Origin of the sequence: uncultured Alistipes sp., from assembly GCF_902388705.1 — a bacterium.
Classification (GTDB): domain Bacteria; phylum Bacteroidota; class Bacteroidia; order Bacteroidales; family Rikenellaceae; genus Alistipes.
In genome coordinates this window covers 1-14,093 of sequence record NZ_CABMQJ010000048.1, presented here as the reverse complement: position 1 = coordinate 14,093, position 14,093 = coordinate 1, and the positions used below count along the sequence as shown (strand labels likewise).

The window sequence follows — 14,093 nt, the reverse complement described above, 5'->3', positions numbered from 1 at the left end:
GTTATCTCGATGATTTCATAAGATAACATTTCCTTTAGTCCCGTCGGGACTACAAAGCACAAGTGCGCAGATTGTCGCGCTTGTGTTTTTTTATTCAACTCCTGTCACAATCTTTTATTCAACAAAAATAACAACAAATTTCCATTAGGCAATAAAAAATAGCATATTTAAGCTATTTTATAACAGATTCGGACACCGCATAAGCACGTCGGAGGGCAACGTACAAGGTATCCGTACCGCTGCCGGTACGGACATTCCAAAGCCGTATTGCGTGCCGCAGAGGCACTTCGGAGTTATTTTCGGGACATCAGAAAGAGAGGCGCACGCCCAGCCGCAATGTCAGGGAGAGCGGCGATTCGGTACGCGACGTACGCAGTTCCGTTTCGGTGAAATAATACGAAACCTCGGGTTCGAAATAAAGTCCCACCCGGTTGCCCAGGTCATACTGCGCACCGGCCGCACCGAGCACCGACCACTGCACGCCGGGCTCGTCGATGGACTTCGAACCGAACTTGGCAGCAACGCACTTTTCGACCATACCGCCGGCACCTATATATAAAGAGAACCGCTTGGCCTCGAGGAACTGCCAGTTCATACGCAGGGGCACCCCGATAAAATGCAGTTTCTGGCTTATGTCGTCATCGCTCGACTTCAGGCTCGCGTCCGACCAGAGCAGCGTGTAATTGACGCCGCTTTCGAGCGACAGTCCGTGCGCGAACTCCTTGCGCACCGAGAGTCCGAAACTCAAAGGCTGGTGGTGCCGGTACGAGTAGTCGTTATACGTGTACTTAAGCTGGGCTACGGGGCTGCTGTTGAATTCACCGCTGACGAAGTCGTTTTCCAGCAGGCCGGAGGTCATCATGCCGGGACCGAGGGCCGAAACCACCCCGTCCGAGCCGGTCACACCGCCCGCCGCGAAGAGCGAAAACGAAGTTTTGCTGCGCCTGGGCTTCGCATAGACCGCCAGCTCGTCCCCGGCATAGGAGGACATCGACGGGTATTTACGGGCCTGCGCAACTGTTCCCGCATTGTTTTTATCCGTATTCGCCGAACGTGTTCCGGCAACCGTTTCCCCTTGTTTTCCGGGCTGTTTTTCCGCAATGGAATTCGCCTCGCCGGCGTCCGCCGCACGCACCGGCGCAGCATCTGCCGCCACTTCCGGCGTCATCTCCGGCACATCCGCCGCAGCGAGCATATTTCGCGGACGGGCTACGGCTTCCACAACCCGAACCCGGGGCTCCGCGCCCGGAAGCGTCGCGGCACTCACAGCCTCCCGCGACAGAATGACCGCACGCACCGATTCCCCGAAGGTTCCTTTCCCCTCCCCGGACTGGTCCCGGTTGTCCGCAGCAGAGCTGCCGCTGTCCGTTGCCGTTGCAATAACAAACCCTTTATCCCCTAAATCTCGATTCTCATGCAGCAGGAGTTCCCCACCACCGACGAAAATCAGCACGGCAGCAGCAGCGGCAGCAATCCGCGGCCAATATTTGCGCAATACGAAGACCCGGGGCGCAGGTGCATTCAACTCCCGCTCCAGTCGCGCCCATCCGTCGGCCGGAGGCGTTGCCTCGGCATCCCGGAGTGCGCTCCGCATTACTTCAGTCCAGTCTTTATCCTGTTTCATAACTCTAATGTATCTTCATATAGGCTCCGATTCTTCGGGCCAGCAGCGCCCGGGCGCGAAACAACTGCGACGAGGAGCTCTTTTCGTTGATTCCGAGCATCCGGGCGATATCGCGGTGCGAATACCCCTCGATGCAGTAAAGGTTGAACACCGTCCGGTATCCCTCCGGCAGTTCGCCGACGAACTCCATCAGTACGTCGCGCGGAATACGGGCGACCTCCGACGGGTCGGGCTCCGGAACGTCGGGCAGCGAACGCCCCTCGTCGAGGGTCATAAAGTTCAGCTTGTTGCGGCTCCGAAGCCATTCGAGCGCCACGTTTACCGTGATACGTTCCATCCATGCACGCAAAGAACCCGGTCCGCGGTACGAAAAACGGTCGAAAGCCCCGTAAATCTTCAGGAACGCATCGTGCATCAGGTCCTCGGCCGTAGCCCGGTCGCCCGAATACCGGAGGCATACAGCCAACAGGCGGCCGGCATAGCGGTCATACAGCTCACGGCGGGCCGTATTATCCCCCTTTCTGCACCCCTCGGCCAGTATCTGTTCCTCCATTTCCATATTTGCGTTCACTATATAAATGGCATCGGCACCAAAAGACTGCATGCGATTTAAAAATTTTTATCACGCATGCAGTATTCCCTTCCGTTTCACGTTTTATCGGTGAAAGATAACGCAAAAATAGTATAAAAATATGAAAAGATTCGGATTATTTATTCTCGCGGCATTCACTGCCATCGGTTTCACTTCGTGTAGCGACTCGGACGGGGATTATCCCCGCAGCTGGGCATTCGCCACTGTCAAAACGCTCGAAAACAACGACTATTATTTTGTCCTCGACGACGGCAAAACCGCCTACCCGGGCGACAAAAGCCGCATAGGAGCCTATCAGGCCGAAGAAGACGAACGCGCAATCATCTACTTCAACCTGCAGAAAACGCCCGTAGAAAGTTATGATTACAACATCGCCCTCTACCTCGTTCAAGACATCTATTCGGGTGAGACACAGACCGTCGCCAGCCAGGAGGAACTCGACGAACTTGCCGACGCCCCGACCAGTTTCCTCGGTTCGAGGCTCAACAGCAACTACCTCAACCTGGGCGTCGGATTCAACGCCTCCGACCTTTCGAAACATACGTTCAAACTCGTCTATTTCCCCGATGCGGAAATAGACCCCGACAACAAGAGAGAGGGATACGTCAACATGGAATTCCGCCGCGATGCCAACGGCGACGAGGGACGCTACAATTACGAAGATCGCTACGTTTCGTTCAAACTGGACGCCTTCGAGGAGTTGCTCAAAGACAAAGAGGGCATCATCCTGCGTGTCCACACCCGCCTGAACGGGGTGAAATACATAAAAATAGACCTGCCGAAAGAGCGGTAACCGCCCTTTCCGGTTGTAGTTCCGGCCCGCACGCCCCGCGGGCCGGATTTTTTTTCGTCCGGCTGCGGCAAAACAGGACAAAATCGCTATCTTTGCAAATATGTCTATCGTACGCAACACAGAGAGCGATCTCGAATTCGAAAACAAGATCCGTCCGCAGGAGTTGGAAACTTTCTCCGGGCAGGACAAGATTGTCGACAACCTCCGCATTTTCATCAAGGCGGCGCTCATGCGCGGCGACTCGTTGGATCACGTGCTGCTGCACGGCCCTCCGGGACTGGGCAAGACGACCCTGGCCAACATCATCGCCAACGAAATGAATGCGCAGCTGCGCGTCACTTCGGGCCCCGTGCTGGACAAGCCGGGCGACTTGGCCGGCCTGCTGACGAACCTCAACCCGGGCGACGTGCTTTTCATCGACGAAATTCACCGGTTGAGCCCGATCGTCGAAGAGTACCTCTATTCGGCGATGGAGGATTACAAAATCGACATCGTACTCGACAAAGGCCCTTCGGCACGCTCCATACAGATTGAACTGGCGCCGTTCACGCTCATCGGCGCCACCACACGCAGCGGACTGCTGACCTCGCCCCTGCGGGCCCGTTTCGGCATCCAGTGCCACCTGGAATATTACGACGCCCCGGTGCTTGCGGGCATCGTCAAACGCTCGGCGCGCATCCTCGACGTTTCGATTGACGACGACGCGGCCCACGAGGTGGCGCTGCGCTCGCGCGGCACGCCCCGTATCGCCAACGCCCTGCTGCGCCGCGTGCGCGACTTCGCCATGGTCAAGGGCGAAGGGCATATCGACCTCGACATCACGAAAATCGGACTTGCGGCGCTCAACATCGACTCGCGCGGCCTCGACCAGATGGACAACCGAATCCTGGGGACGATCATCGGAAAGTTCAGCGGCGGCCCCGTGGGGCTGAATACCATCGCGACGGCCGTGGGTGAAGACGCCGGGACGATCGAAGAGGTCTACGAACCGTTCCTTATCAAGGAGGGATTCCTCAAACGCACGCCCCGGGGCCGCGAAGCCACGGAACTGGCGTACAAACACATGGGTTTCACCCCGCCCGGAAGCCCCGAAACGCTGCTGTTCTGACCCCCGTCGCCGGCCCCATTCGTACCAGGCAACAAACACCGACCGAGCAGGTATCGCCCGTATCGGTTTTACGGAAGAGTCCGGCTTTACCAATTCGAATGAAGATGGAAATAAAATCCGATACACCATGACCCGCTATCGTTTACATACCCTGTCGTGCTGCTGCACACTGCTCATGCTGCTGGCTGCTGGCAAAGCCATGCCGCTTCGGGCAGGCACTCCCGCAGAGGAGCTTCCGGCTCCGCAACCGACTGCCATGACCGGCGGGGCGGCCGGGGCCACGGCCGAAAAGAGCTCCCCGACAGCCGGCAACCCGGCATCGCCGACCCTCCGGCCCCCGACCAAACGGATGCAGCACCTGGCTCTGCGGGGCCGTTCGCAGCACACCTTCTTCGCCAATGCCGGCTATACGGCGATTCTCTCCACGATCTACCTCGCAGAGAGTTCGTCCGGTTCGCTGAACGAGGGCTTCGACATCAGCGCCGGCTACAACTGGACGTCGCGGCGGGGATTCGGCGTCGGAATCGTCTACTCGGGCGGCTTCATCTCGGCGGAGCGCAATGGAATCGAACGCACGAGCCGGCTCCATTACATCGCCCCCGAATTCGTCGCTCGGCAGCGGGCGGGACGGCGATGGCTTTTCCGCGAGAGTGCGGGCATCGGCTACGGCCGTTACATCCGGAGCTACGGCGACCTGTCTGGCAGCAGGGGCGGCGTCGGGATTCACGAATCGGCATCGGTCGAATATATGCTGACCCGCTACCTCGGGCTCGGCGTAAATGTCGGCGGGCAATGGCTGATCGTCGATTCGCCGGATGTGGACGACGGAGGCGAACTGAACCTGGTCGGAATTTTCCGTTTCCAAATCGGGGGCGGAATACGCTTTTATTTCTGACCCCTTCGGGGCGCAATAATTGCAGGACTACAAACGTTGTGTCCTTTGGACGCAAACCAAACAGTTAGGATAATGAGCAAAGGTAAGAAAATGGATCAGGAGGCACTGCGCTATCACAGCGAAGGCCGACCCGGGAAAATTGCGGTCGTACCGACCAAACCCTACCACACGCAGCAAGACCTGTCGCTGGCTTACTCGCCCGGCGTCGCAGCGCCCTGCCGCGAAATCGAAGCCAACCCCGACGACGTGTACCGCTACACGAACAAGGGCAATCTGATAGCGGTCATCTCGAACGGCACCGCCGTACTCGGACTGGGCAATATAGGAGCTCTGGCAGGCAAGCCCGTCATGGAAGGTAAAAGCATGCTGTTCAAAACTTTCGCTGACCTCGACGCCTTCGACATCGAGGTCGATGAAACCGATCCGGAGGCATTCATCCGCACGGTGAAAGCCATCGCCCCGACCTTCGGGGGCATCAACCTGGAAGACATCAAGGCACCGGAATGCTTCGAAATCGACCGCCGGTTGAGCGAAGAACTGGACATTCCGGTGATGCACGACGACCAGCACGGCACGGCCGTCATCTCGACCGCCGCACTGCTCAACAGCGTCAAAATCGCAGGCAAACAGCTCGACAAACTCCGTGTCGTGGTCAACGGCGCCGGAGCTGCAGCCATTGCCTGCGCACGGCTTTTCATCGCCGTGGGCATCCGGCGCGAAAACATGATTTTCTGCGACAGCCAGGGTGTCGTGACCACCTACCGCACGGACATCAACGAAACCAAGCGCGAATTCGCCACGACACGCCGCATCACGACGCTGGCCGAGGCCCTGCACGGCGCCGACCTCTTCCTCGGGGTTTCGAAAGCCGATGTGCTCACGCCCGAAATGCTGCGCACGATGGCCGACAACCCGATTGTCATGGCGCTGGCCAATCCCGATCCCGAAATCGCCTACGACAAAGCCATCGTATCGCGTCCCGACATCATTTTCGCCACGGGCCGCTCGGACTACCCCAACCAGGTGAACAACGTACTGGGCTTCCCCTATATTTTCCGCGGGGCGCTCGACGTGCGCGCCACGAAAATCAACGATGCGATGAAACTCGCCGCAGCACATGCGCTGGCCGACCTGGCACAGGAACCCGTACCGACCATGGTATTGCGCACCTATGCACTCGACAAACTCGAATTCGGCCGGGACTACCTCATTCCCAAGCCCTTCGACCCGCGCCTGCTCTGCACCGTGGCACCTGCCGTAGCACGGGCGGCAATCGAATCGGGCGTCGCGAAACACCCGATTACGGACTGGGACGCCTACATCGAAAAACTGCGTGCCATGACCGAGGTGTAAAAACACCTCCGCAAACCATATGAAAGGCCCCGCCAAAAATGGCGGGGCCTTTCATATATTCACCACCTGCCGCCGGACAACCGACGGCAAAGGATGTTACGCAAACAGTGCCGAAAACTCGTCGTGCGACATCGTCCGCACCTCGCAGTCGCCTATCCCGACAGGCAGCACGATACGCAGCATGCCGTCTTCGTTCTTCTTGTCCTTGCCGACCTCTTTGAGCAGGCGCTTCACATCGACCGGCGGCGTAAGGTCGAAGCCCAGTCCCCCGAGAACGCCCGCAATGCGGTCGCGGTCGGCCGGCTGCAGCATCCCGAGCTTCACCGCGGCATCGGAAATCAGCGCCGTACCCACAGCGACCGCTTCGCCGTGGTTCATGCGGTTCGAACACTTTTCGATGGCATGCGCCAGCGTATGCCCGAGATTGAGCTTGCGGCGGTCACCGGACTCGCGCTCGTCGCGCTCGACGATGTCGGCCTTGACGCGAATCGAGGCCGACACGGCATCCGTAAGCAAATCCGTGTCGGTGCGCAGGGCTTCGAAAGTCGCCGCTTCGATACGCGAGAAAAGATCCGCATCGGCGATGATGGCCGACTTGACCACTTCGGCCAGTCCGGCGCGGAATTCCCGGTCGGAGAGCGTGCGCAGCATTTCGGGGTCGCAGATTACGAACTTCGGCTGCGTAAAGGTTCCTGCCATATTCTTGTATCCGTCGACATTCACGCCGTTCTTGCCGCCCACACTGGCGTCGACCTGCCCCAGCAGGGTCGTAGAGATGAACCCGAATTCCAGGCCGCGCATGTAGGTCGCAGCCGCAAAACCCGCAACGTCGGTGACGATGCCGCCGCCGACGGCCAGCACGAACGTCGAGCGGTCGACGCCCAGTTCGATAAAACGGCGGTAAATGGTTTCGACGGTCTGCAATGTTTTGATACTTTCGCCGCTGCCGATGAGCACCGTATCGTAGGATGCCAGCATGGGATGGTAAAGACGGTCGATCGTGGCGTCGGAAACGATGACCACCCGTCCTTCGGGAAGCACCCCCGACAGGATGTCGGATGCAGGCCCGATGTAAATCTCGCTTTGCTGCCGGACGTTGAAAGAGGGTTTCATAATATTAAACTTTTTTAAGAAGCGAACAAATTTAGTATATTTTCCCGAGAAATTGTTACCTTTGCACCACAAAATCTATTCACATGCAAAAACTACGCAATATTGCAATTATTGCACACGTGGACCACGGCAAAACCACGCTCGTAGACAAGATGATCCTGGCCGGCAACATCCTGCGCGACAACGCCAAGCAAACCGGCGAGCTGATCCTCGACAACAACGACCTCGAGCGCGAACGCGGCATCACGATTCTCTCGAAAAACGTTTCGGTAATTTACAAGGACTATAAAATCAACATCATCGACACCCCGGGCCACGCCGACTTCGGCGGCGAGGTCGAGCGCGTGCTGAACATGTGCGACGGCGTACTGCTGCTGGTCGACGCATTCGAGGGCACCATGCCCCAAACCCGTTTCGTCTTGCAGAAAGCGCTGGCGCTGGGCAAAAAGCCGATTGTGGTCGTCAACAAGGTCGACAAACCCAACTGCCGTCCCGAAGTGGTCAACGAGCAGGTTTTCGATTTGATGTTCACGCTCGACGCCACCGAAGAGCAGCTCGACTACAAGACCATCTACGGCTCGGCCAAACAGGGCTGGATGTCGCATAAATGGAACGAACCGACCGATTCGCTCGTTCCGCTGCTCGACGCCATCATCGACGAAATCCCCGAGCCCGCAACGGTCGGGGGCACGCCCCAGATGCTCATCACGTCGCTCGAATATTCGGCCTACACGGGCCGTATCGCCGTCGGCAAGGTGACGCGCGGATCGCTCAAGGCGGGACAAAACGTCACGCTGGCCAAGCGCGACGGCGTGACGATGCAGAAAACGAAAATCAAGGAACTGATGATTTTCGAGGGGCTCGGCAAAAAGAAAGTCGACGAAGTCCCCTGCGGCGAGATATGCGCCATCACGGGTATCGACGGTTTCGAAATCGGCGACACGATCTGCGACTACGAGAACCCCGAGCCGCTGCCACCCATCGCCATCGACGAACCGACGATGTCGATGCTCTTCACCATCAACAACTCGCCGTTTTTCGGCAAGGACGGCAAATTCGTCACCTCGCGCCACATCAAGGAGCGCCTCGACCGCGAGCTGGAGAAAAACCTGGCGCTGCGCGTCACGCCCGGCCCCTCGGCCGACAGTTTCAACGTCTTCGGCCGCGGCGTGCTGCACCTCTCGGTGCTGATTGAAACCATGCGCCGCGAGGGATACGAACTGCAGGTAGGCCAGCCCCGCGTCATCGTCAAGGAGATCGACGGCAGAAAATGCGAGCCGATCGAGGAGTTGACCGTAGACTGCCCCGAGGAGTATTCGGGAACGGTCATCGAAATGGCCACCAAACGCAAGGGCACGCTCAAAAACATGGCTTCGAACGGCGACCGCACGCGCCTGGAATTCGACATCCCCTCGCGCGGCATCATCGGCCTGCGCTCGAACATGCTGACGGCCACGGCCGGCGAGGCGATTATGACCCACCGCCTGAAAGATTTCGAACCGTGGGTCGGCGAAATCGAGATGCGCGTCAACGGCTCGATCATCTCGGGCGAAACCGGCACGGCCTACGCCTACTCGATTGACAAGCTGCAGGATCGCGGACGGTTCTTCATCAGCCCGATGGAACAGGTGTACGAAGGACAGGTCATCGGCGAGCACACCCGCCAGAACGACATCACGGTCAACGTCACCAAGGCCAAGCAGCTCACCAACATGCGCGCTTCCGGCTCGGACGACAAAACCTCGATTGCCCCGCCGAAAGTCTTTACGCTGGAAGAGGCGCTCGAATACATCCAGGCCGACGAATACGTCGAGGTTACCCCGCATTCCATGCGCCTGCGGAAAATCCTCCTGCACGAGGTCGACCGTAAACGCGCTTCGAAGTAAACATCCCCCAAAGCCCTCTCGAAAATGGATCATTTCACCCTTTCGCTGGCCGTAGGCGCCGTTGCCGGAGCGCTCGACGTCATTCCGATGATTGCACAGAAACTGTCTGTGCGCTCGTGCCTGTCGGCGTTCTGCACCTATTTTTTCGCAACGATTATCATTTTTTACAGCGACCTGCCCTACCTGCCCTGGTGGGCCGACGGCATGGGCGTCACGCTGATGATGGCCATTCCCGTCGTACTGACCTTCTCGGGCAAGGAGCGCAAGGCCATCCCGATGATCCTGATGAACGCGCTGCTGCTGGGCTTCCTGATTAGCGTGGCCGAGAAATACCTCTCCTGACGCGAAACCACGCACAAAAACAGGCTCCGGCCTGTTTTTTTTGTATACCGCATGCAGTATCAGGCGTTTCCTGCGTTTATTAAAAAGAAAATATTCGGAAAACGATGAAAAAATACATACTGACGCTCCTGTTGTCGGGTCTTTTGTTCAGCGCCTGCGACAAGGACGACCAATTCAAGATACAGGAATGGACCATAGCTTCGGAACTGGGCATCGCCCACGGGCCCCACACCCTGCAACCGGTACTGCTTTACAAAACGGGAAACGACACCTCGTGGCGGCGGCATTACGAGGGCATCGAGGGATTTACCTACGAACAGGGATACGAATACCAACTGCGCGTCAAAGCCGAACAGTTGTCCGATCCGCCGCAGGACGGCTCTTCCATCCGCTATACCCTGCTGGAGCAGATTTCGAAAATACCCGCGCATTCGGTCATTCCCGCCCACCCCACCTTCACGATGGAGGTCGCTCCGACCCCGGTTTCCTACTACGAAAGGTTATATCTGGGCGTGCGTTTCCCCGAAGCGGGGATCAACGAATGGCAGCCGTGGCCGTTCCCCATCGAGGGGTTCGACTACGAACCGGGATACACCTACAGACTGTCGATAGGCACTTCGGTCGTACCGTCGCCCGAGAGCCCCGGAGGTTATTTCACGGTACGGTACTCGCTGCTCGAACTGCTCGGCAAAGAGCCCGGAGAGAATTAATTCGTAAAAGCCGCCCCGAATTCCCGGGGCGGCTTTTGTATGTTCGGATGCCGGGAAGCTCGATAAAAAGCTCCCCGGCTTTCATTCCGGCCGATCCGGGGCGCCGGACCCGTTTTTCTTCAGCGTAGCGAACGAAAGGATATGCCACGTCACCCCGATGGCGACGGCCAGCAGCAGCGCCTGCGCCCACCACCATCCGGTAAGCAGCCAAAATATACAGTAGAGCATCGTGCCCCACATGAGCGACAGCGAAATGATTTTCGCACGGAGCGGTATGGCCCGGTTTTCGCGGAAGTTGCGAACGTATTCGCCGAAACAGGGATGCGCGAGCAGCCAGCCGTAAAGGCGGGGCGAGGAGCGCACCCAAAGGGCTGCCGCAAGCAGCAGGAACGGTGTTGTAGGCAGCAGCGGCACGAAAATACCGATGACACCCAGCACGAACGAAATACAGCCTGATGCGACGAGGAAAAATTTCATGGAGCAAAAATAGCACAAATTCGGAAGCCGGAAGCACAGCGACCGTAATTTTTCCTTATCTTTGTAAATCAGAACCTAAAAACAATATAAAAACAAAATACGATGACAAAAATAGGTATTGCCAGCGACCACGCAGGCTATGAAATGAAAGAATTCCTGGTAGGCTACCTCGACGCCATGGGCTACGAAGTCCACGATTTCGGCACCTCTTCGCCCGAAAGCGCCGACTATGCCGACTATGCGCATCCGCTGGCCGAAGCGATCGAGAAGGGCGAATTCGAACGCGGCATCGCGCTCTGCGGTTCGGGCGAGGGCATGACCATGACCCTCAACAAGCACCAGGGCATCCGTGCCGGACTGGCGTGGGAGCCCGAAATCGCATCGCTCATCCGCCGCCACAACAACGCCAACATCATCGTGCTCCCGGCCCGCTTCATCACCAACGACGAGGCCGTAGCGATGCTCGACACCTATTTCTCGGCCCGGTTCGAGGGCGGACGACACGAGCGGCGCATCGAGAAGATGACCGTTCCGTGCGGCGCCGCCGGCGAATAAGACCGCAATACGGCATCGGGCGCGGATTGCTCCGCGCCCGATGTTTTACCATACGGCTGCCGGCAATGCCAGGCTGCCGGCCACACGCCCCAAACGATTGTAAATGGAGAAATATCTTTGTCCCAACTGCGGCGGTAAGGTCGACGCCCCCTATTGCCCGCGCTGCGGCCAGCGCCGGGGAGAGGCACGTCTTTCGTGGAGCGTGCTCCGTGAGGGCACGATGTCGGCGTTCATCGGCGGGGGACTCGGCGGCGAAGAAGGCTCCGCCGAACGCTGCGGCGTACGGGGAACACGGTGGCGACACCGGCATTAATCGCGATACTTTTCCTCTCCGGCATCCTTTCCGGAATCGCAACGACAACCTGAACGACCCGACATGTCCAAACACCAGCTCTGCCGCAACTGCGGACACGAAATCGACAACAACTACTGCCCGGCATGCGGACAGCGGACGACGACCGACCGGCTGACGTGGGCCTCGCTCGCCGACAGCGCCTGCTCGACTTTCATCGGCGACGAAGCCTACGGGCTGCGGGGCATCAACATGCGCAAGGGCGCCGTGCTGACATGGCTGGCAATCCTGTGCCGCCCCTACGTTTCCATCTCGGAATTTCTCCAGGGGCACCGCCGCAAGTATTTCAATCCCGTGGCGATTCTGCTCATGCTCTCGACCTTCTATGCCATTGTCTTCGCGCTGGTGGGCAAGGAGTTCACGCCCAAAGCCGGAGAGGAGCAGAACATGTTCCTGTGGATGCTCCTCTCCTACTACGACTACGCCACGCTCCATCCGGCGGCGAACATGCTGCTGATGCTGCCGTTCTATGCCTTTGCGATGAAAACCGTATTCCGCAGGCGTTCCGACCTCAAATACGTGGAGTACCTCTACATCGGCATTTTCCTGTCGGTTTTCGAAATCACGCTAATGATTCTCGCGCTCCCCGCCGAACTGCTGATTCCTTGGTACAGCTCCTTTTACATGCAGACCCTGCCCGTCTTCATCTATGCGGCCTTCGTATTCTGGAAACTCTTCGGGCTGAAAAAGAAAGGCGCCCTGCTGCGCACGCTGCTCGCCATCTGCCTGCAATACGTCTACGCCTTTATCATAGCGCTCGCAATGCTGCTCCTCGCGCTCGGGAGCTATTACCTGCTCGCCCCCGAAAAATTCAAGGAGGAGTTCAACTTCCGGAAAAAAGAGCAGACAGCCGCAGGTTTGCACGAGCAGGAAGGCGTACTGAACGACATCCTGACCGGAATTGCAGACGCATTCTGGGAGAACGACACGGACGACGTGAAAGCGGACACTGCGGACACGGATCCGGAAAATACGCTTGGCGGAGAACTCGAAGAGGATAAAAAGGTACCGGAAAGGGACGCGGACGGCACGGAAGCCCCCGCGCCGCAACAGGCGGCACCGCCCACGACCGCCGAATCCTGAAAAAATTACGTTACAATGCGAAGATAAAGGGAGTCTGCCGGCGCAGGCTCCCGGCTTTTTCGGCCGCGTCGAAAAGCCCGAAAACCGCCGAGCCGCTGCCCGACATCGAAGCGTAAAGGGCGCCTGCCCCGAGCAGCCGGTCGCGGGCTTCGCGGATGGCCGGATGCGCGGCAAAAATATGGGGTTCGAAATCGTTGGTCACCACCCCCTGCCATTCGGCGACGGGACGCCGCAGACGCTCCGCAAGCGGCACCGCCGGCACATGCGGACGCACCCCGGCATAAGCCTCGCGCGTCGAAACGCCCCCGGCGGGTTTCAGTATAACGAGCGTCATGCCCTCCAGGCCGGGTGCATACGGCTCCATCACCTCGCCGCGCCCCGTGCAGAGCTGCGGGGTATTGCGCACGAAAAACGCCGTATCGCTGCCCAGCTCCGCCGCAAGGGCAATCAGCTCCGCCTCTGCGAGCCGCAGGCCGAACAGTTCGTCGAGGGCCAGCAATACCGCCGTTCCGTCGGACGAACCGCCCCCGAGCCCGGCACCGAACGGCACCCGCTTGTCGAGGCGGACTGCCACCCCGTCCACACCGTAGCGCGCCTGCATCAGGCGGAAAGCCTTGAGGCATATATTCTCCCCGGGAGCACAGTCCAGCGCCAGGCCTTCGGCCCGGAACCGCACGCCGGGCTCCGCCGTGCGCACCACCTCCACCACGTCGTACAGCTCCCGTACGGGAAACATCACCGTTTCGAGTTCGTGGTAACCGTCCGTACGGCGGCGCAGGACATCCAGCCCCAGATTTATTTTACAGTTTGCATGCAGGATCATGCGGCAAAGATATAAAATTTGTACTTTTGCAGTATGAAATTCCGTACCGAAATCGAGATTGCGCCCCTCGGGACGAAAACCGGCTACGAAAACCGCATCCTGGCCCTCGGCTCCTGCTTCGCCGAGCACATCGCCGGACGGCTGGCCGAGGCTAAATTCCGCATCGTGACAAACCCCACGGGCATCCTGTTCAACCCGCTCTCCATCGCCGCCGCACTCCGCAGCTATGCGGACGGGGCACCCGTGCGACAGTCGGAGCTGAACTCCGACGGCGAGGTGTGGTTCCATTACGGATTCCACGGCGCTTTCTCGGCACCTGCGGCCGACGAGGCGCTGGCCGGGATGAACGCCGCGCGCAAAGCCGGCAGCGAGGCGCTGCGCAGGGCC

At 58.8% G+C, this 14,093-nt stretch carries 16 protein-coding genes; 11 read left to right on the top strand and 5 right to left on the bottom strand.

Annotation, left to right across the window (positions count from 1 at the left end; translation table 11 throughout):
* Positions 1–307: 307 nt before the first annotated feature.
* Positions 308–1,624 (bottom strand): outer membrane beta-barrel protein, encoded by a 1,317-nt coding sequence (locus QZT71_RS10045; protein ID WP_295915676.1) that lies wholly within the window; start codon positions 1,622–1,624, stop codon positions 308–310.
* 4 nt (positions 1,625–1,628) lie between these two features.
* Positions 1,629–2,177, bottom strand: coding sequence for a sigma-70 family RNA polymerase sigma factor (locus tag QZT71_RS10040; RefSeq protein WP_295915678.1), 549 nt, complete (start codon positions 2,175–2,177; stop codon positions 1,629–1,631).
* Between the two features lie 139 nt (positions 2,178–2,316).
* On the opposite strand from QZT71_RS10040, the gene QZT71_RS10035 reads away from it, so the two are divergent.
* The 4 genes from QZT71_RS10035 to QZT71_RS10020 all read left to right on the top strand — a co-directional run bounded on the left by QZT71_RS10035 (position 2,317) and on the right by QZT71_RS10020 (position 6,365).
* Complete coding sequence (locus tag QZT71_RS10035) at positions 2,317–3,009, top strand: NigD-like C-terminal domain-containing protein (RefSeq protein ID WP_295915674.1); 693 nt, start codon at positions 2,317–2,319, stop codon at positions 3,007–3,009.
* Positions 3,010–3,109: 100 nt separating this feature from the next.
* Positions 3,110–4,117 (top strand): Holliday junction branch migration DNA helicase RuvB, encoded by a 1,008-nt coding sequence (gene ruvB / locus QZT71_RS10030; RefSeq protein ID WP_295915673.1) that lies wholly within the window; start codon positions 3,110–3,112, stop codon positions 4,115–4,117.
* A gap of 127 nt (positions 4,118–4,244) precedes the next feature.
* A complete protein-coding gene (locus QZT71_RS10025; RefSeq protein ID WP_295915671.1) occupies positions 4,245–5,012 on the top strand; it encodes a hypothetical protein in 768 nt (255 codons plus the stop codon).
* 72 nt (positions 5,013–5,084) lie between these two features.
* The gene (locus QZT71_RS10020) at positions 5,085–6,365 is read left to right on the top strand and encodes a malic enzyme-like NAD(P)-binding protein (protein WP_295915669.1); all 1,281 of its coding nucleotides are present in this window, start codon (positions 5,085–5,087) and stop codon (positions 6,363–6,365) included.
* Positions 6,366–6,461: 96 nt separating this feature from the next.
* Here the strand turns inward: QZT71_RS10020 and aroB are convergent, their stop codons facing one another.
* Positions 6,462–7,478 carry a 3-dehydroquinate synthase gene (gene aroB / locus QZT71_RS10015; RefSeq protein ID WP_295915668.1) on the bottom strand — a complete coding sequence of 339 codons (1,017 nt, stop codon included), beginning with the start codon at positions 7,476–7,478 and terminating at the stop codon, positions 6,462–6,464.
* Positions 7,479–7,561: 83 nt separating this feature from the next.
* On the opposite strand from aroB, the gene typA reads away from it, so the two are divergent.
* From typA to QZT71_RS10000, 3 genes are all read left to right on the top strand, one after another.
* Positions 7,562–9,364 (top strand): translational GTPase TypA, encoded by a 1,803-nt coding sequence (gene typA, locus QZT71_RS10010; protein WP_295915666.1) that lies wholly within the window; start codon positions 7,562–7,564, stop codon positions 9,362–9,364.
* Between the two features lie 24 nt (positions 9,365–9,388).
* A complete protein-coding gene (locus QZT71_RS10005; RefSeq protein ID WP_295915665.1) occupies positions 9,389–9,706 on the top strand; it encodes a hypothetical protein in 318 nt (105 codons plus the stop codon).
* Between the two features lie 104 nt (positions 9,707–9,810).
* Complete coding sequence (locus QZT71_RS10000) at positions 9,811–10,416, top strand: DUF4377 domain-containing protein (protein WP_295915663.1); 606 nt, start codon at positions 9,811–9,813, stop codon at positions 10,414–10,416.
* 81 nt (positions 10,417–10,497) lie between these two features.
* Here QZT71_RS10000 and QZT71_RS09995 read toward each other — a convergent pair whose 3' ends face one another.
* On the bottom strand, positions 10,498–10,893 hold the full coding sequence (locus QZT71_RS09995) for a YbaN family protein (protein ID WP_295915661.1): 396 nt from the start codon (positions 10,891–10,893) through the stop codon (positions 10,498–10,500).
* A 102-nt stretch (positions 10,894–10,995) separates the two neighbouring features.
* Between QZT71_RS09995 and QZT71_RS09990 the strand changes: the two genes are divergently transcribed.
* The 3 genes from QZT71_RS09990 (at position 10,996) to QZT71_RS09980 (ending at position 12,883) form a co-directional block, all read left to right on the top strand.
* The gene (locus tag QZT71_RS09990) at positions 10,996–11,448 is read left to right on the top strand and encodes an RpiB/LacA/LacB family sugar-phosphate isomerase (RefSeq protein ID WP_295915659.1); all 453 of its coding nucleotides are present in this window, start codon (positions 10,996–10,998) and stop codon (positions 11,446–11,448) included.
* Positions 11,449–11,551: 103 nt separating this feature from the next.
* Positions 11,552–11,761, top strand: a complete 210-nt coding sequence (locus QZT71_RS09985) for a hypothetical protein (RefSeq protein WP_295915658.1) — start codon at positions 11,552–11,554, stop codon at positions 11,759–11,761.
* Between the two features lie 63 nt (positions 11,762–11,824).
* Positions 11,825–12,883, top strand: coding sequence for a DUF3667 domain-containing protein (locus QZT71_RS09980; RefSeq protein ID WP_295915657.1), 1,059 nt, complete (start codon positions 11,825–11,827; stop codon positions 12,881–12,883).
* Between the two features lie 10 nt (positions 12,884–12,893).
* Here QZT71_RS09980 and ispE read toward each other — a convergent pair whose 3' ends face one another.
* Positions 12,894–13,706, bottom strand: coding sequence for a 4-(cytidine 5'-diphospho)-2-C-methyl-D-erythritol kinase (ispE, locus tag QZT71_RS09975; RefSeq protein ID WP_295915655.1), 813 nt, complete (start codon positions 13,704–13,706; stop codon positions 12,894–12,896).
* 33 nt (positions 13,707–13,739) lie between these two features.
* Between ispE and QZT71_RS09970 the strand changes: the two genes are divergently transcribed.
* Positions 13,740–14,093 (top strand): GSCFA domain-containing protein (locus tag QZT71_RS09970; protein WP_295915653.1); only part of this gene is annotated, 354 nt, incomplete at its 3' end.